This is a genomic window from Synechococcus sp. SynAce01 (assembly GCF_001885215.1).
In the GTDB taxonomy this organism is placed as follows: domain Bacteria; phylum Cyanobacteriota; class Cyanobacteriia; order PCC-6307; family Cyanobiaceae; genus Regnicoccus; species Regnicoccus frigidus.
In genome coordinates this window covers 817,363-831,898 of record NZ_CP018091.1, presented here as the reverse complement: position 1 = coordinate 831,898, position 14,536 = coordinate 817,363, and the positions used below count along the sequence as shown (strand labels likewise).

General features: G+C 66.8%; 19 protein-coding genes. 10 read left to right on the top strand and 9 right to left on the bottom strand.

The genetic code is table 11. The annotated features are described in order from the left end of the window. Positions 1–19: 19 nt before the first annotated feature. Positions 20–448, bottom strand: coding sequence for a hypothetical protein (locus BM449_RS04390; protein WP_071800237.1), 429 nt, complete (start codon positions 446–448; stop codon positions 20–22). A 74-nt stretch (positions 449–522) separates the two neighbouring features. Continuing rightward, positions 523–924, bottom strand: a complete 402-nt coding sequence (locus BM449_RS04385; RefSeq protein ID WP_071800236.1) for an iron-sulfur cluster assembly accessory protein — start codon at positions 922–924, stop codon at positions 523–525. A 121-nt stretch (positions 925–1,045) separates the two neighbouring features. On the opposite strand from BM449_RS04385, the gene zds reads away from it, so the two are divergent. The 3 genes from zds to BM449_RS04370 are packed head-to-tail and all read left to right on the top strand — an operon-like array spanning position 1,046 to position 3,583. After that, positions 1,046–2,524, top strand: a complete 1,479-nt coding sequence (gene zds / locus BM449_RS04380) for a 9,9'-di-cis-zeta-carotene desaturase (protein WP_071800235.1) — start codon at positions 1,046–1,048, stop codon at positions 2,522–2,524. A 5-nt stretch (positions 2,525–2,529) separates the two neighbouring features. Beyond that, positions 2,530–2,976 carry an SRPBCC family protein gene (locus BM449_RS04375; protein ID WP_071800234.1) on the top strand — a complete coding sequence of 149 codons (447 nt, stop codon included), beginning with the start codon at positions 2,530–2,532 and terminating at the stop codon, positions 2,974–2,976. Continuing rightward, positions 2,951–3,583, top strand: coding sequence for a hypothetical protein (locus tag BM449_RS04370; RefSeq protein WP_071800233.1), 633 nt, complete (start codon positions 2,951–2,953; stop codon positions 3,581–3,583). Before BM449_RS04375 ends, BM449_RS04370 begins: the two co-directional genes overlap by 26 nt. Here BM449_RS04370 and BM449_RS04365 read toward each other — a convergent pair. Beyond that, the gene (locus BM449_RS04365; RefSeq protein WP_071800232.1) at positions 3,564–4,394 is read right to left on the bottom strand and encodes a uroporphyrinogen-III synthase; all 831 of its coding nucleotides are present in this window, start codon (positions 4,392–4,394) and stop codon (positions 3,564–3,566) included. The genes BM449_RS04370 and BM449_RS04365 overlap by 20 nt on opposite strands. A gap of 4 nt (positions 4,395–4,398) precedes the next feature. Beyond that, positions 4,399–5,592 carry a glycosyltransferase family 2 protein gene (locus tag BM449_RS04360; RefSeq protein ID WP_071800229.1) on the bottom strand — a complete coding sequence of 398 codons (1,194 nt, stop codon included), beginning with the start codon at positions 5,590–5,592 and terminating at the stop codon, positions 4,399–4,401. A 254-nt stretch (positions 5,593–5,846) separates the two neighbouring features. Here BM449_RS04360 and BM449_RS04355 point away from each other — a divergent pair, with 254 nt between their 5' ends. Next, positions 5,847–6,551 (top strand): DUF4079 domain-containing protein, encoded by a 705-nt coding sequence (locus BM449_RS04355; protein ID WP_071800227.1) that lies wholly within the window; start codon positions 5,847–5,849, stop codon positions 6,549–6,551. 6 nt (positions 6,552–6,557) lie between these two features. On the opposite strand, the gene BM449_RS04350 is transcribed toward BM449_RS04355, so the two are convergent. The 3 genes from BM449_RS04350 to BM449_RS04340 are packed head-to-tail and all read right to left on the bottom strand — an operon-like array spanning position 6,558 to position 8,816. Further along, a complete protein-coding gene (locus BM449_RS04350) occupies positions 6,558–8,192 on the bottom strand; it encodes a glycoside hydrolase family 3 N-terminal domain-containing protein (protein ID WP_071800226.1) in 1,635 nt (544 codons plus the stop codon). Further along, positions 8,176–8,607, bottom strand: coding sequence for a 30S ribosome-binding factor RbfA (gene rbfA, locus BM449_RS04345; protein WP_071800224.1), 432 nt, complete (start codon positions 8,605–8,607; stop codon positions 8,176–8,178). Before rbfA ends, BM449_RS04350 begins: the two co-directional genes overlap by 17 nt. Positions 8,608–8,609: 2 nt before the next feature. Next, positions 8,610–8,816, bottom strand: a complete 207-nt coding sequence (locus BM449_RS04340) for a DUF751 family protein (RefSeq protein WP_071800222.1) — start codon at positions 8,814–8,816, stop codon at positions 8,610–8,612. Positions 8,817–8,901: 85 nt separating this feature from the next. On the opposite strand from BM449_RS04340, the gene BM449_RS04335 reads away from it, so the two are divergent. Together BM449_RS04335 and BM449_RS04330 are read left to right on the top strand one after the other, a co-directional pair. Continuing rightward, a complete protein-coding gene (locus BM449_RS04335; protein WP_071801964.1) occupies positions 8,902–9,639 on the top strand; it encodes a glutathione S-transferase family protein in 738 nt (245 codons plus the stop codon). Between the two features lie 16 nt (positions 9,640–9,655). Then, a complete protein-coding gene (locus tag BM449_RS04330) occupies positions 9,656–9,919 on the top strand; it encodes a chlororespiratory reduction protein 7 (RefSeq protein WP_071800220.1) in 264 nt (87 codons plus the stop codon). Here the strand turns inward: BM449_RS04330 and BM449_RS04325 are convergent. Continuing rightward, the gene (locus tag BM449_RS04325; protein WP_083544619.1) at positions 9,916–10,413 is read right to left on the bottom strand and encodes a shikimate kinase; all 498 of its coding nucleotides are present in this window, start codon (positions 10,411–10,413) and stop codon (positions 9,916–9,918) included. The genes BM449_RS04330 and BM449_RS04325 overlap by 4 nt on opposite strands. Before the next feature lie 224 nt (positions 10,414–10,637). Between BM449_RS04325 and BM449_RS04320 the strand changes: the two genes are divergently transcribed. Both BM449_RS04320 and BM449_RS04315 read left to right on the top strand, forming a co-directional pair. Continuing rightward, positions 10,638–11,594: a 6-carboxytetrahydropterin synthase gene (locus BM449_RS04320; RefSeq protein ID WP_083544382.1), complete on the top strand. Its 957-nt coding sequence runs from the start codon at positions 10,638–10,640 to the stop codon at positions 11,592–11,594. Next, entirely contained in the window at positions 11,591–12,253 is a 663-nt protein-coding gene (locus BM449_RS04315) for a RibD family protein (RefSeq protein ID WP_071800216.1), read from the top strand. Before BM449_RS04320 ends, BM449_RS04315 begins: the two co-directional genes overlap by 4 nt. Before the next feature lie 67 nt (positions 12,254–12,320). On the opposite strand, the gene BM449_RS04310 is transcribed toward BM449_RS04315, so the two are convergent. After that, positions 12,321–12,764, bottom strand: coding sequence for a hypothetical protein (locus BM449_RS04310; RefSeq protein ID WP_071800214.1), 444 nt, complete (start codon positions 12,762–12,764; stop codon positions 12,321–12,323). Positions 12,765–12,820: 56 nt separating this feature from the next. On the opposite strand from BM449_RS04310, the gene BM449_RS04305 reads away from it, so the two are divergent. Together BM449_RS04305 and BM449_RS04300 are read left to right on the top strand one after the other, a co-directional pair. Then, a complete protein-coding gene (locus BM449_RS04305; RefSeq protein WP_071800212.1) occupies positions 12,821–14,059 on the top strand; it encodes a GNAT family N-acetyltransferase in 1,239 nt (412 codons plus the stop codon). 48 nt (positions 14,060–14,107) lie between these two features. Continuing rightward, positions 14,108–14,509 (top strand): DUF4346 domain-containing protein, encoded by a 402-nt coding sequence (locus BM449_RS04300; RefSeq protein ID WP_071801962.1) that lies wholly within the window; start codon positions 14,108–14,110, stop codon positions 14,507–14,509. Positions 14,510–14,536 lie beyond the last annotated feature (27 nt).

Here is a 14,536-nt window from a genome sequence, read left to right as displayed (position 1 = left end):
CCTCCCGCCCTCAACGGGCTCAGCCCTGCAACCAGTCCCTCACCTTCTCCAGCGAGCGCCAACCGGGCTTGCGGCGCAATCCATCGGCGATCGAGGCCTGCAGGTCGGCCGAGAGTTCAGGCGCCATCGCCGTGACCCGCAACACCAGATCGATGTGCTCGCGCACTCCCTTGGCGCCCGTGTCGAGCATGGCCAGGCAGAGATTGATCCTGGCCTGGGGGTCCTGGGGGTTGAGCTTCACCGCTGTGCGAGCGGAGCGCAGGCCCGGCTCGGGCTGATCGTCCAGCAGCTGCAACCAGGACAGGCAAGTCCAGGCGGCTGACAGGCGCGGCGCCTGGGCCGTGATGGCGAGGAAATCATCGATCACCTCGGCGGCCGGGGCACCGCCCTGATAACGGCCCATCGCCTGATCGAACAGGGATTCCGTGGTGTCCGTGGGGGCCGACATCGGCTAACGCTCTGGCGGGTCAGGCGATCAGATTCCCACGCCGCCGGACCGCAGGACGCTGCCGGCCGGCGCGCTCAGACGGCGAAGGAGCTGCCGCAACCGCAGGTCTGGCTGGCATTGGGATTGGTGAAGTTGAAGCCACCGCCGATCAGGGCCGAGCTGAAATCAAGCTGCATCCCATAGATGTACAGCAGGCTTTTGGGGTCGCAGACCACCCGAAAGCTGGCTGCCCCGGACGGTTCATAGACGTAGACCTCGTCGCCTGGAAGGATCGAATCGGCTTCGACGAAATCCATCGTGTAGCTCATGCCGCTGCAGCCGCCGGAGCGCACGCCCACCCGCAGCAGTTTCTGATCGCCCAGCTGCTGGGTGAGGCCGGCCAGCTGCTTCATGGCCGGATCGGTGATCAGGATGCCTTTGCCGTCCTTGCCGGTGTGGGCCGTGGCGGCCGGTGGATTGGAGATCGCGCTGGTCATCGGTGCCGCCTCAGAGGATCTGGTCTGTCTTATGGGCACTCTATGGACGTCCGGCCAACTTCGGGCAACCGCAGCCCGGCTGGCCGGCTCCATAGAGTCTTGATCTCCTGGAGCAGGCAAGGTGCGAGTCGCCATCGTGGGTGCGGGTCTGGCGGGTCTCTCGGCCGCCGTGGATCTGTGTGAGGCCGGCCACCAGGTGGATCTCTACGAATCCCGTCCGTTCGTCGGCGGCAAGGTGGGCAGCTGGGAGGACGCCGACGGCAACCACATCGAGATGGGGTTGCACGTGTTCTTTTTTAATTACGCCAACCTGTTTGCCTTGATGCGCAAGGTGGGGGCGTTCGAGAACCTCCTCCCCAAAGACCACACCCACCTGTTCGTGAACAAGGGGGGCGACCTGCGGGAGCTGGATTTTCGCTTTTTAATCGGCGCCCCGTTCAACGGCCTCAAGGCTTTCTTCACCACGCCCCAGCTCGACTGGATCGACAAGCTGCGCAATGCCCTGGCCCTGGGCACCAGCCCGATCGTGCGCGGACTGATCGACTACGACGGTGCCATGAAGGTGATCCGCGAGCTGGATCGGATCAGTTTCAAGGAGTGGTTCCTCAGCCACGGTGGCAGCGAGCGCAGCCTGCAGCGGCTCTGGGACCCGATCTCCTATGCCCTGGGTTTCATCGATTGCGGCGCCATGTCGGCCCGCTGCATGCTGACCATCTTCTTGATGTTCGCGTCGAAAACCGAGGCCTCCAAGCTCAACTTGCTCAAGGGGTCGCCCCATCGCTGGCTGCATCGACCGATCCTGGATTACATCGAGGCCCGCGGTGCCCGCCTGCATCTGCGCCATCGCGTCAAGGAGGTGCACTACCACCAGGACGGCGCCGACGCTCCCGAGGTGAGCGCCCTCACCCTGGGCACCCCGGACGGGGAGCGGGTGATTGAGGCCGATGCCTACCTGGCGGCCTGCGATGTGCCGGGGATCCAGCGCCTCCTGCCCCAGGCCTGGCGGCGCTACCCCCAGTTCGAGCACATCTACAAACTCGATACGGTGCCTGTGGCCACGGTGCAGCTCCGCTACGACGGCTGGGTGACCGAGCTCGGTGAATCGGCCGAGCAGGAGCGGGCCCGCCGTGACCTGGGAACCCCCAGCGGCTTGAACAATCTTCTTTACACCGCTGACGCCGATTTCAGTTGCTTCGCTGACCTCGCCTTGGCCAGCCCCGCCGATTACCGTCGAGAGGGCCAGGGATCCCTGCTGCAGTGCGTGCTCACGCCGGGGGATCCCTGGATTTCCCGCAAGAACGCGGAAATCGTCGCCGACGTTGATGCCCAGGTGCGGCAGCTGTTTCCCTCGGCGAAGACTCTCACCTTGACCTGGAGCAACGTGATGAAATTGGCCCAGTCGCTCTACCGTGAGGCGCCTGGCATGGAGCCCTATCGCCCAGAGCAGCGCACACCGGTTCGAAATTTCTTCCTGGCCGGCAGTTACACGCGCCAGGATTACATCGATTCGATGGAAGGGGCCACGATGAGCGGTCGCCTGGCTGCTGCGGTGATTCTTGACCAGCCGGCACGGCTGGCCAGCAGCGCTGTGGTGGCCTGATCAGCATGGGCCGTTGGATGGAGCACAGCGTCACCACCGATATCCAGGCTTCGGCTGAGCGGGTCTGGGAGGTTTGGAGTGACCTTGAGGCGATGCCGCGCTGGATGCGCTGGATTGAATCGGTCAAAACCCTGGAGGATCCCGATCTCACCGACTGGACCCTCTCAGCCCAGGGGTTCCGCTTCCACTGGAAAGCCAGAATCAGCCAGCGGGTTGAAGCCCAGCAGCTGCACTGGGAATCGGTGGGAGGACTACCCACCAAAGGGGCGGTGCGCTTCTATCCCCAGACCCCTTCACTCACCGCCGTTCGGCTGACGGTCAGCTACGAGTTGCCCGGGGTGCTTGCCCCCTTGATGGAACCAGCCATCCTGGGGGGAATTGTGACCAGGGAGCTCCAGGCCAATCTGGATCGCTTCAGGGACCTTGTTGAAGGTGATCTTCCAAGCCGTTGAGGACGAAAGCAGCAGGGCCAAACTGCTGCTGCTGCTGCCAGGACTCCTGGCCCTGATCGCCTGCGGCGGAACGCCACCTCCATCGTCACCGTCTCCCGAGGCCCAGGCTCCTGCAGCTGACCCTGCCACCGCACTTCTGGCACCCAAGTCCGCAGCACAGACCGAGCGCTCCGCCACAACGATCGGCAAGGCCTTCACTCCACTGCCCACTGGGCAACAGGTGTTGGCCGCCAGTGCGGAGCGTCGCAGCGATCCCTTCGCTCCTCTTCCCGACGCCAGGGGACCTCAGCCCGTGGCCACCTCTGGTTCCGCGCCCGTCGCTAGCTCCGCCAAGGCCAATCCCACGCCCTCTTCGAAGGCGACACCGGTGGCACTGCCGCCAGGGTTTCAGTTCAACGGCGTTATCAGTGTTGCCGGGGTTAAGCAGGCTCTGGTGGCCTTCGGCAACGAGAGCGGCAGCGTTTCGATCGGCGATCAAGGGGGCAGTCAGACGCCCATGCTCCCCCCCGGCTGGAGCGTCGCCTCGATCGATGCCGGCAACGGCAGCCTCCAGCTGCGTTCGGGCAAGCAGCTGGTCACCACCTGGCTCAGTCCGGCGTTGCCCTGAGCAGCGGTCGCCCCGCCAGGCTGGCGATGCAGGCCTGCACCAGACCGCTGAGGTCGTAGGGATCGGCCTCAGCATCCACCCGGCCGAGCAGCTCCCTGCAGGTGCGGCTGGTCTGGGGGCCGATCGAGATCAAGGCCACCGGCGCCAGCTGGCGCTGCCAGTCGTCACCGAAGCTGCGCTGCAGCAGCCGGCAGGTATGGATCACCGTTTTGCCGCTGCTGAAGGTGAGCGCATCGATGCGGCCCTGCTCGAGGGCAAGGGCGGTGGCGACGGGCATGCGGGCCGGGCAGCGCGATTCATAGGCGGCCGCTTCAACGACCCGGGCGCCGGCCTCGGCAAAGGCTTCGCCCAGCAAGGTGCGCCCGCCGCTCTGGACACGTGGCAGCAGCAGCCGCAGGCCCCAGCCAGACACGGGAAAGTTCTCGATCAGGCTGTCGGCGACGAAAGTTGGCGGCACGAAATCCGCCGGTGCCCGCAGCGCTTCAAGGCGCGCAGCGGTTTTTCGGCCCACTGCCGCGATTTTCACCGTGCCGGGGCGTCGCGAGAGATTGGTGCCGATCCGCTCCAGTCGCTGCTCCACGGCGTCGACGCCATTACTGCTCGAGAAGATCAGCCAGTGGAAGTCGGCGAGTTCGCCGAGGGCATCGTCAAGCGGGCCCCATTCGTCCGGGGGGCCAATCACCAGGGCCGGCAGGTCGAGCACCTGGGCGCCGGCTCGCTCGAACCGTTGCCGGGCTTCGGCGAGCTGACTCTCGGCCCTGGTCACCACAATGGTGCGGTCCTGTAGGGGTGGCCGCCACGCTGCGCCCATGGGCTCAGGCCTCCAGCTTGATGGTGGCTCCGGCCTGCTGCCGCAGCCGGCTGGCTTCCTGATGCCGGCCTTGGAGGCTCAGCAGCTGGATTGCCTGGCGAAAGCTGGCCCGTGCCGCATCGATGTTGCCGCCGAGAAGCTGAGCCACGGCAAGGTTCTGATGGGTTTCGGGGTGGTCGGGATCGCACTCCAGGGCGGTGGCGTAGGCCTCCAGCGCCCCGGCGATCGCGCCCTGCCTGCGGCGGATCAGCCCCAGGTTGAGCCAGCCAGTGGCCAGCTCTGGCGCGCTGCGGGCGGCCTGTTCTGCCAGTGCCAGGGCGGCCTCGCTCTCGCCCTGGCGCAGCAGCAGGGCGCTGAGGTTCAGCTGCGCCGCGAAGCTCAGCCGCGGATCCAGTGGCAGGGCCAGGGCCTGGCGGTAGTGGCTGATGGCCTGCTCGGGAGCCGCCGGAGCTTCGGCCATCGCCAGGTGCAGCAGCAGTTCGTAGCGCTCAGGATGGGCCTGCTCGGGACAGTGGGCCAGCCCGTCGCGCAGCAGCAGCTGGGCGCGATCCAGTCGTCCTTCGCTGATCTCCAGCCCAGCCAACTTGGCGCTGGCGTAGGGATCGCCGGGGTGCTCGCGCAGCTCCTGCTCCATGGCACGGCGCAGGCGGTTGGCCTTGTTGCCAGCGGACAGCAGCTCCGGCCTGTAGCCGTCATGGCAGAGGGCCGGCTGGGGGCAATCGGCAATGCGCCAATGGGGCTCCTTGGCGCACAAGGCAAGCACGCTGTCGTCCACCATCGCGTGGTACGGGCGGCTCCAGCGGATGTCTGGATGGCGCCGGAACAGCCGGCTCACCCTGGAATAGGGCGACTGCTTGGCGCCACGCTCGAAGCGCAACAGGTTGATCAGCAGCAGGTCAGGCTGGGCCATCAACTGTCGCAACGGCTCCCAGGCCTCCGGCAGAAGCTGCTCGTCGGCATCGAGCACCAGCACCCAATCGCCGTTGACCCAGCCCAGGGCCAAGTTGCGCGCCGGGGCGAAGTCACCGGGCCAGGGGATGGTGTGAACCGTGGCGCCGTGCTGCCGCGCGATCGCGGCTGTCGCATCGCGGGAGCCGGTGTCGACCACCACCTGCTCATCCACGAAGCCCTGCACCGACGTCAGGCAGGCGGCGAGCCGCTCCGCCTCGTCCCGCACGATCATCGAGAGGCTGAGCATCGAGAGGGCAGCGCTTGGAGGGAGACTAAGGGGCCTCTCCGCCCCAGCTCGGCGCTCGCTTTGGGTGTACCCCCATCTGGTGGCAATCCGGTTGAACCTCCTGGCGGTACATCTCCTGCCCTTTGTCACGGGCCGATCCCTGGCAACACCCACAGCCTGGACGCGCTAAGCAGGGCACCTCCCCTGGTTTCTCCGCCGCGCCGATCCACGCAGACCCACGCAAACCCACTGTTTCAACCCGTTGCTGAGTTTCGATGACCACCGTTGATGCCTTCTGGCTGCTCCATCCCTTCCTCGCGGTGGTGTTGGTTTATCCCCTCCTGGGTGTGGTGCTGCGGCTGGCCCAGCAGACCCGCAGCCGGCGTCTCCAGCAGGTCAAGCATCCGCCCACGGTGGGCCGGGACCATGCCGATCTGGGCAAGTGGTTGGCCGGCGGGGTGGTGGGCATCGTGCTGATCGCCCTGGTGGTGGTCATCGCCACCAAGAACACGCTTCAGGAGTTCACCGGTGGGGCCCCACGGCTGGCCTTGCTGCTGCTGGCGCTGATCGGCACCACTGTGGCCTTCGTGGCGCTCTGGCGGGCACGAAAGCCGATCTACCGCGCTGCCTTCGCTTTCATCTGTTGGGCTGGGGTGATTGCCCTCGGGCTGCAGCCCGAGGTGTTTCGTCTCGGCGACAATCCGCTCGAGCCGGCCTTCTGGCAATCGCATTTCTGGGGCGGTGCCGGCCTGACCGGCCTGATGCTGTTTTCGGTGGCCAGCCGCCCGGAAATCCATAAGCACCTGCACTGGCGGCGCTGGCACATCGCCATGAACTGCTTGGCGGCGGTGATTTTCATGGCCCAGGGCTGGACCGGACCGCGCGATCTGCTGGAGATTCCGCTCAGCTGGCAGAAGCCCACGATCTTCAGCTGCGACTTCGAAGCACGCACCTGTCCCACGCCCGCGCCTGCCCCTTAGCGGGCCCTAGTCGGTGAAACCGCCTTCGATGCCGCCTGCGCCCAGTCCGAGGCGCTCGAGCAGCATGGCCTGGGCGAGAGGCATCTGCCCCGGGCTGTAGGCCGCGGGCAGATCGGCTGGCAGCAACGGCTGCAACGTTTGCCAGAGATAGGGGCTGCCGTAAACGGCGAGCCCGGCCAGGCGCCCGGCTCCCAGCAGCTGGGTCACTACCGCAGGCCAGGGTTCCTCCCCGCCCGCACTTCCCCGGAAGGGATTCCCGCGCACGAACAGCTGCAGCAGCACCGGGCCGGCCGGTAGCCGCTCCAGGGCCAGGGGTGCGCTGGTGTCGTTGTTCCAGGGGCTCGGGCTGCGTCCATCGATCAGGCAGGCCGCGTAGCCCAAAGCGGTCGGGCGCTGCAGGGCCGGTGCCATCAGCGGCAGGAAGGCGTTGGCCACGCTGCTGTCGAGCCGGATCAGGTTCAGGCCTGGCCCCGCCGGTAGCTGGGCCACACCCTGAGCCTGCAGGCTCAGCGTCGCCAGTTCCCTGGCCAGTGCCCGTTCTGCGTTCGATTCGAGCCCTTCGAGATCGCCGAGAGACAGCGCATCGCCTGGGTCCGGGGCCGGCAGCGACGTAGAGGAGAGTGCGCGCTCGCGCCGCTCCAGGCTCTGCTCGAGCCGGGCCATGGGGATCCGCCCGCTCTGCAGGGCTTCGAGCAGGGCTTCGATGGCGGCATCGGCGTCGGCGGGCATCAACAGCAGGTCGGAGCCGGCGGCAAAGGCCAGCACCGCCGCTTCGCCAGCGCCCCACTGCCCGGCGATCGCCTCCATCACCAGGGCATCGGTCACCACAAGCCCAGCGAAGCCGAGGTCCTGGCGCAGCAGCTGATCGAGCACTGCCGCTGAAAGGGTGGCCGGACGCTGGGGATCCAGTGCCGGCAGTTGCAGGTGGGCGGTCATCACACTGGCGACCCCGGCCGCGATCGCCTGGCGGAAGGGGGGCAGCTCCAGGGCCTCAAGCCGCTCGCGGTCGTGGGCGAGAACGGGCAGCTCCAGGTGTGAATCGCTGCTGGTGTCGCCGTGGCCGGGGAAGTGTTTGGCGCAGGCCAGCACCCCCTCGGCCTGGGTGCCGAGGAGAAAGGCGGTCGCCAGCTCTCCGACGCTGCCTGGATCTTCCCCCCAGGCCCGCACGTTGATGACCGGGTTGGCCGGGTTGTTGTTGACATCACAGACCGGCGCCAGTACCCAGTTCAGACCCAGCAGGCGAGCCTGGCGGCCAGTGCAGCGCCCGTAGGCGGTCGCCAGAAGGACGGCCCTGGCAGGATCGCTGCGGTGGAGCAGACCGAGGGCCATCGGCGGAACCAGCCAGCTGGCCCCCTCAAAGCGTTGGCCGACCCCTTCTTCGACATCGGCGCAGAGCAGCAGGGGATGGCCCGCCCAGGCCCGGAGCTGGCCCGTGCGCAGGCGCAGCTCGGCGGCACTGCCACCGAGGAGAATCACTCCGCCCACGCCCAGGCGCAACAGCCGCTGCAGCTCCGCATTGGGCAGCTCCCAGCGGGGATAGCGGCGCTGGCCATCGCTGAGATGGCCGCTGCCACGCAACACGACCAGGCGCGCCACCTGCTCCTTCAAGCTCAAGCGGCGCCAGTCAGGCTGGGCTGTCATCGCGGGTTAGCTCATCAACGCCTGGTTCATCGCTGCCAGCTGGAATCTCTCCCCGCTCCAGCCGTTGCCGCCCGAGTTGGTTGAGCAGCCCCAGCACCGTGGTGCCTTTTTCGATGCCGCGATCGAGCTGGAAGATCACCTCAGGGGTGCGCCGCAGCTTGAGCCTGCGGCCCAGTTCCCCTTTGACAAAAGGCGTGGCCGATTTCAGCCCGGCCAAGGCTTCCTGGCGGTCATCTTCGCTGCCGAAGATGCTCACGAAAATTTTGCAGTGCTGCAGGTCGCCGGCCACCTCCACCGTGGTGACGCTGACCATGCCCAGGGCAATGCGTTCGTCCTTAAGCCCATGGACGAGCAGTTCACTCACCTCTCGCCGGATCAGCGCCGCGACCCGCTCCACCCGTCGGCCCTGTGCCATGCCTAAGCCAGTGGTGAGGGGTTCACCATCGCACGCAGCACCAGGGTGAGGCTGAGCATGCCGCTGACCAGGGCGCCCACCAGGGCGACGGCGGTGACCGGGTTGCTGCGCCGCTTGGCCAGCGGCTCGAACACCGAGTTGAACACCCCCAGGCTGATGGCCACCAGATAACGCGGATAGCGCGTCACGTTCAGGAAAAAGTCCTTCATGGCAGGCGGTATGGCGCGGCAGTCCCAGCGCGAGGCGTGGCGGAATCACAGCTACTCTGCCGCCACGGGGTCCGAGGCGACGAAGTTGGAGCTTTTTCAGTTCAGGCATTCTTCCTTCTGCGAGAAGGTTCGGCTGGTCTTGGCCGCCAGACAACTCGACTACACCGTGATCGAGGTCACCCCTGGCCTGGGTCAGCTCGACTTGTTCCGGCTCTCTGGCCAGCGCCAGGTGCCCGTGCTCCGCGATGGAGCGGAGGTGATCGCCGATTCATCCGCCATTGCCGACTATCTGGAGCGCAAAGGCGAGGGTGTGTCGCTGCTCCCCAGCGATCCGCTCGAACGTGCCCGCGTCCTCCTGCTCGAAGACTGGGCCGATACGGCCATGGCCGCCGGGGTTCGCCTGGCCCTGCTCCAGGCCGCCAGCCACGACGGCCTGCTGCGCAGCGCCTTGCTGCCCGAAGCAACGCCGGGGCCACTGCGCTCCCTGGTTGGGGCCTTGCCCGGGGAACTGCTCACTGGCCTTGGAGAGCTGATCGGGCGTGACGGCCGTCAGCAGTTGCAGGCCAGCCTGGAGCAGCTGGCGGTGCTGGCCGCTGGTCGCCCCTTTCTGGTCGGCGATCAGTTGTCCTTGGCTGATCTGGCTGTGGCCGCCCAGCTCTCCCTGCTCAAGTTCCCCGCCAGCGCCGGTGCGCCCCTGGCCGGCCAGGGCGTTCCTGGCTTTGCCGACCATCCCCTGCTGGTTTCCCTGTTCGACTGGCGGGACCGGCTCTACCTGAGCCTTGGCCGCGGTGGGGTGGGCGTTCCAGATCAGGCCCCAGACTGAACCGACACCCTGTGCCATGTCCGATCCCCTGCTGCGCGAACTTGATCACTACGTGGTTCTCGAGCCCCAGGTGGGCGAGCGCACCCTGACGGCAGCCGAGACCCTCGATTGGCTGATCGAGCGGCTGGCGGCGCTGCCGGAGCCTCCCAGTGATCTGGTTGCCCTTCCTGACAACCGGGCCCGGGCCGAACGCTTGCTCGACACCGCCTGCGAACTGGAGCTGGAGCCCGGCGTTGCCGTGCAGTGGTTCGCCGTGCGTCTGGAGCCGCCCCGCCGTTAACGGTCTTTGAGCACGCCGGGCAACGCCTCAAGCACCTGTTGGGCCACCGCGCCAGCCGGCCGGCCGTCCTGCTGGATCTGCAGGTCCGCCTGGGCATAGAGCGGCTGTCGCTGCGCCATTAGCTCCGCCAGGCTCATGGCCGGATCGGTGCTGGCCTGCATCAAGGGGCGCGGGGTTGGATCGGCGTTCAGCCTTTCGAGCACCAGGGGCAGCGGTGCATCCAGCCAGACCACCAACCCCTGTTGCAGCTGGCCCCAGTTCTCGCGTCGCAACACCACGCCGCCGCCGGTGGCCACAACCAGCGAATGCCAGGCCGAGATCCGCGCGAGTACGGAGGCCTCAAGCTCACGGAACCCGGCTTCGCCATCGGTTCTGAACACGTCTGGGATCGGTCGTCCCGCGGCCTGCTCCAGAACCTGGTCGGCGTCAACGAAGCGATAGCCCAGAGCGTCGGCCAGGGGGCGGCCGACGGCGCTCTTGCCGGCGCCCATCATGCCGACCAAATAAATGTTGATGCCGCCAAGACGCTCGCTCAGGGCCTGCGGGGAAGTCTGCGCAGATGGTTGCGGCAAAGGCTGTGGCAATGGGCTGGGATCGGAAGCAGACAAGGGCGGGGAGCGGCCTGATGGGGACTGGCGTGGCGCTGGAGGGTGGATGGCCCAACCAGCTCTGCCTGATCACGCTCCCTAGGATGACCCAACTGCCGGGACGATCAAGGATGACCACAACGTTGACCCCACCAACGCTGTGCGAGCCTCCCGGGCCGACGCTGGCTGGCGCCCATGGCCAGGGGCGACCCTGCGTGATCACCCGCCGGGCCACGTTCAGCTCCAGCCATCTCTATCGGCTGCCGGAGTTAAGTGATGCGCAGAACGAGGCCAGGTTCGGCCGTTGCAGCCTGGCCCCGGGCCATGGCCACAACTATGAACTGATCGTGTCGATGGCTGGTGGTCTCGACCAGGACGGCATGGTGCTGAACCTCTCGGATGTCAAGCACGCCATCCGGCGTGAGGTGACCGAGCCCCTCGACTTCCGCTTCCTCAACGACTGCTGGCCCGAATTTGATCTCAGCCGGCCCGAGGGCCGACTGCCCACCACCGAAGCCCTGCTCCAGGCGATCTGGCAGCGCCTGGCGCCGCATCTGCCCCTGATCGGTCTGCGCCTCTACGAACAACCCACCCTCTGGGCCGACCTGCTCGACAACACCATGGAAGCCTTCCTCTCGATTCGCACTCACTTCGCTGCCGCCCACCGGCTGGCCCGTCCCGAGCTCTCCCAGGCCGAGAACGAGCAGATCTACGGCAAGTGCGCCCGCCCCCACGGCCATGGCCACAACTACCTGCTCGATGTCACGGTGCGCGGCACGATCGATCCGCGTACCGGCATGGTCTGCGACCTGGCCGTGCTGCAGCAGCTGGTGAACAATCTGGTGGTGGAGCCCTTCGATCACACCTTCCTCAACAAGGATGTGGCCCATTTCGCCGCCTGCGTGCCCACCGCCGAAAACATCGCCCTGCACATCGCCGACCTGCTGACGGCACCGATTGCCGCCGCGGGCGCCAGCTTGCATAAGGTGCGCCTGCAGGAGAGCCCGAACAATGCCGCCGAGGTCTTTGCCGAAGTGCCGCTTCTGGAGATGCGGCCGGCATCGCTGGAGGCCCTCGCCGCCGTTTGAGCCCACGGCCCTGGCTGCGCTTGGTGTTGGCGGTCAGCCTCGACGGCCGACTGGCTCCCCCGAGTGGCGGCGCAGCCCAGCTCGGAGGCCGAGGTGATCGCCAGGTGTTGGAAGAGGCCCTGGCCTGGGCCGATGGCTGCCTGATTGGCGCAGGCACCCTCAGGCAGCACGGCGACACCTGCCTGATCCATCGGCCCCAGCTGCTTGAAGCCCGGCTGGGCAGCTGCCGCTCGCCACAGCCGATCGCCGTGGTGGTCAGCCGTCAGGGCCTGCTGGATCCATGCCTGCCCTTTTTCGATCAGCCGCTGGAGCGCTGGTTGCTGCAGGCAGGGCCGCTTCGGGCCTCTGGTGTCCGCGCCGGCTTCTCGCGCCTGTTGCGGCTGGAAGCCTGGCCGGAGAGCTTAGAAGCGCTTCAACGGTTGGGGTTGGAGCGGCTGGTGCTGCTCGGTGGCGCCGAGCTGGCATCCGCCCTGCTGGCTGAGCAGTTGGTGGACGAGCTCCAGCTCACCGTCTGCCCGGTCCTGCTGGGTGGCCCCCACGGCTGGGTGCCATGGGCGGCGTCGATCCCCCCGCAAAACTGGGACCTGCTGGAGCAACGCCCGCTCGGAGAGGGAGAACTGCTGCTGCGCTACCGCCGGGTTCGGCACCAAGACCGGTAGCCAAGATGGAGCAAGCCATCCACCGATCGGCCTGATTGAGCAGCTACCCCGCTGACCCTTTGACCGATTAACCCGAAGGGATCCGGAAGCGCTTTTGCAGCTTCTGCAGTGGCACATCCTTAAGGGTGTCGCTGGGAAGTCCGAGCAGACGGGCGGCGCAGCGTTTGATCACCACTTCGATGTCGTCGCCCAACCGGCCAGCCAGCATCTCGGTCATCACCCCGAGACTGCGTCCGCTGGATTCGGCTTCCTTGATCAGGCATTGGCTGGCGCTCCCGGCTACCTGGCGGCACGGCCCCCTGAGGATCTCTTCAAGGGCGGCCTGGTTGCCGGCTGCCGCGTCCAGGCAGATCTCGCTCAGCCGTCGCTCGAGCTGGGGGCGCATCAACTGCAGAACAGGACCCAACAAGCCGGCCCGCGCGGGCGCAGCCCTGAGCGCAACGGTGCTCAGGGCTGCGGCAGCGAGGGCGCCCAGCAGTGCTGGGGGGATCGCGACAGGGCGCTCGGTCATTGGCCTCATCCGGTTAGTTTTGCGCAGCCGCCCCTCGGCCGGATCCCCTTTGCACCATGGCTGAGCTGCTGGCCCGCTGGCATCGGGCGATGGAGGAGATCCCCGAAGCGCAATGGCAGGCGCTGACAGCCCCGGCCGGCTTGCCGTTCTACAGCTGGCGCTGGCTGCAGGGGCTTGAAACCTCCGGCAGTGTGGCGCCCCGCCAGGGTTGGCAACCGTGCCATCTGAGCCTCTGGCGCGAGCACAACCTCATCGCCGTGGCGCCGCTCTATCTCAAGGGCCACAGCTATGGCGAGTTCGTTTTTGATCAATCGTTCGCCCAGTTGGCTGGTCAGCTGGGCCTGCGCTACTACCCGAAACTGCTGGGGATGAGCCCGGTCAGTCCGGTGCAGGGCTACCGCTTCCATATTGCCGCTGGTGAAGAAGCCGCCGCACTGACGGCGCTGATGCTCGAGCTGATCGACGACTTCTGCCGCGAGCATCACATCCTCAGTTGCAACTTTCTCTACGTCGACCCCGCCTGGCAGGGCCTGGCGGAAGCGGCGGGCTGCGCCACCTGGCTCAACCAGCAGAGCCTCTGGAGCAATGGAGACTTCAAAAGCTTCGACGACTATCTCGCCAGCTTCAATGCCAACCAGCGCCGCAACATCCGCCGTGAGCGCCGCTCGATCGGCGCTGCTGGTCTGACCGTCACACCGCTGGCGGGGGACGACCTGCCGGCCTCGATGGTGCGGCACATGCACAGCTTCTATGCCCGGCATTGTCAGCGCTGGGGGGCCTGGGGCAGTCAGTACCTCACCGAGGCCTTCTTTGCTTTCGCCGCTGAGCAACTGCGCGAGAATCTGGTGCTGTTCAGTGCCCACCGCGGTGATCCCTTCGATCCGGTGGCGATGTCGCTCTGCGTGTACAGCCATGACACCCTCTGGGGACGCTATTGGGGCAGCACAGAAGAAATCGAGAATCTCCATTTCGAGGTCTGTTATTACGCCCCCATTGAGTGGGCGATCCAGCAGGGGCTTCGTTCTTTCGATCCAGGTGCGGGCGGCAGCCACAAGCGCCGGCGCGGCTTTCTGGCCCAGCCCAGGGCCTCCCTGCACCGCTGGAGTGACCCCCGTTTTGACAGCCTCCTGCGCGGCTGGCTGCCGCCGGCCAATGCCCAGTTGCTTGAGGAGATTGAGGCGGAGAATGCCGAGCTTCCCTTCAGCCGCCGTGACCTGCCGCTGGCAGCGCCCCAGGGGGCCCTGGACGGACAACCGGAAGCCAATTCGCTTGGCCGAGGCGGAGATTTAGGCTGAGCCTCTAAGGAAAGGGGGGCTGTTCCCCCCGCGTGCAGTCACAGGTTGATGAACCAGGTTCAGCCGGAGCCGATCACGGCCGAATTGCGGCAGGCGCTGGATGAGCAGCTGTCGCAGCGGAGCATCGAGCTTGATCCTGCTGGCTACCTCTTGATCAAGCTGGACCCGGCGGCTGGTGAACTGATTGCCGAGCACTACGGCAATGGCATCAATGCCCAGGGGCTCGCCACCGATCCGGACTCCGGCGAGGTCTTGAGCTGCCGCGGCGGCGAGGTGCGCTTGCCGCAGCGGGTGTATCGCGGCCGTACGGCAAAGGAACTGGGCATTCAGCTGAGCGAACGGCCCGTGCCCCTGCCGATCAGCCGTCTCGACCACGCCCTTTATCTCGGCAGGGAACTGCAGAGAGCCGAGCGGTGCCTGCAGGAAGGCCGGCCCTACATCCAGGACTGAGACCGCTCAGAACGGAAGTTCAGACCG

What these genes read in the sequence shown, in the direction of transcription:
- BM449_RS04390 (WP_071800237.1), bottom strand. Translation starts at nt 448, where the DNA reads ATGTCGGCCCCCACGGACACCACGGAATCCCTGTTCGATCAGGCGATG.
- BM449_RS04385 (WP_071800236.1), bottom strand. Translation starts at nt 924, where the DNA reads ATGACCAGCGCGATCTCCAATCCACCGGCCGCCACGGCCCACACCGGC.
- BM449_RS04375 (WP_071800234.1), top strand. Translation starts at nt 2,530, where the DNA reads ATGGGCCGTTGGATGGAGCACAGCGTCACCACCGATATCCAGGCTTCG.
- BM449_RS04365 (WP_071800232.1), bottom strand. Translation starts at nt 4,394, where the DNA reads ATGGGCGCAGCGTGGCGGCCACCCCTACAGGACCGCACCATTGTGGTG.
- BM449_RS04360 (WP_071800229.1), bottom strand. Translation starts at nt 5,592, where the DNA reads ATGCTCAGCCTCTCGATGATCGTGCGGGACGAGGCGGAGCGGCTCGCC.
- BM449_RS04355 (WP_071800227.1), top strand. Translation starts at nt 5,847, where the DNA reads ATGACCACCGTTGATGCCTTCTGGCTGCTCCATCCCTTCCTCGCGGTG.
- BM449_RS04350 (WP_071800226.1), bottom strand. Translation starts at nt 8,192, where the DNA reads ATGACAGCCCAGCCTGACTGGCGCCGCTTGAGCTTGAAGGAGCAGGTG.
- rbfA (WP_071800224.1), bottom strand. Translation starts at nt 8,607, where the DNA reads ATGGCACAGGGCCGACGGGTGGAGCGGGTCGCGGCGCTGATCCGGCGA.
- BM449_RS04340 (WP_071800222.1), bottom strand. Translation starts at nt 8,816, where the DNA reads ATGAAGGACTTTTTCCTGAACGTGACGCGCTATCCGCGTTATCTGGTG.
- BM449_RS04330 (WP_071800220.1), top strand. Translation starts at nt 9,656, where the DNA reads ATGTCCGATCCCCTGCTGCGCGAACTTGATCACTACGTGGTTCTCGAG.
- BM449_RS04325 (WP_083544619.1), bottom strand. Translation starts at nt 10,413, where the DNA reads ATGATGGGCGCCGGCAAGAGCGCCGTCGGCCGCCCCCTGGCCGACGCT.
- BM449_RS04320 (WP_083544382.1), top strand. Translation starts at nt 10,638, where the DNA reads ATGACCACAACGTTGACCCCACCAACGCTGTGCGAGCCTCCCGGGCCG.
- BM449_RS04310 (WP_071800214.1), bottom strand. Translation starts at nt 12,764, where the DNA reads ATGACCGAGCGCCCTGTCGCGATCCCCCCAGCACTGCTGGGCGCCCTC.
- BM449_RS04305 (WP_071800212.1), top strand. Translation starts at nt 12,821, where the DNA reads ATGGCTGAGCTGCTGGCCCGCTGGCATCGGGCGATGGAGGAGATCCCC.
- BM449_RS04300 (WP_071801962.1), top strand. Translation starts at nt 14,108, where the DNA reads ATGAACCAGGTTCAGCCGGAGCCGATCACGGCCGAATTGCGGCAGGCG.